At 37.1% G+C, this 286-nt stretch carries 1 protein-coding gene; it reads left to right on the top strand.

What is annotated here, in order from left to right; translation table 11 throughout:
* The coding region (locus CWB72_RS20360; RefSeq protein WP_212747927.1) for a Clp protease N-terminal domain-containing protein at positions 1-286 on the top strand (286 nt) is incomplete at both ends.

Genomic DNA, 286 nt, shown 5'->3' with positions numbered 1-286 from the left:
TGCTGACGGCTAATGCAGTAAAAAGTATTTTTAAAGATGAGTTTGTTACACCTGAGCATTTATTAATAGCTATTTTACAAGTTAATGATGCCGTAAGTAAAGAATTAAAAGCTGCCGGCTTAACAGAAAAAGGTTTGGTAGCTTCTATCCAGGAACTAAGAAAAGGAACATCTATTCATACCCAAACGCAAGAAACGCAGTTGAATATGTTACCTAAGTATGCCCGTAATCTGAATGAAATGGCGCGTAATGGTAAATTGGATCCTGTTATAGGGCGTGATGAGGA

Origin of the sequence: Pseudoalteromonas phenolica, from assembly GCF_005886345.1 — a bacterium.
In the GTDB taxonomy this organism is placed as follows: Bacteria; Pseudomonadota; Gammaproteobacteria; order Enterobacterales; family Alteromonadaceae; genus Pseudoalteromonas; species Pseudoalteromonas phenolica_A.
This window is presented reverse-complemented; position numbering and strand designations above follow the sequence as displayed.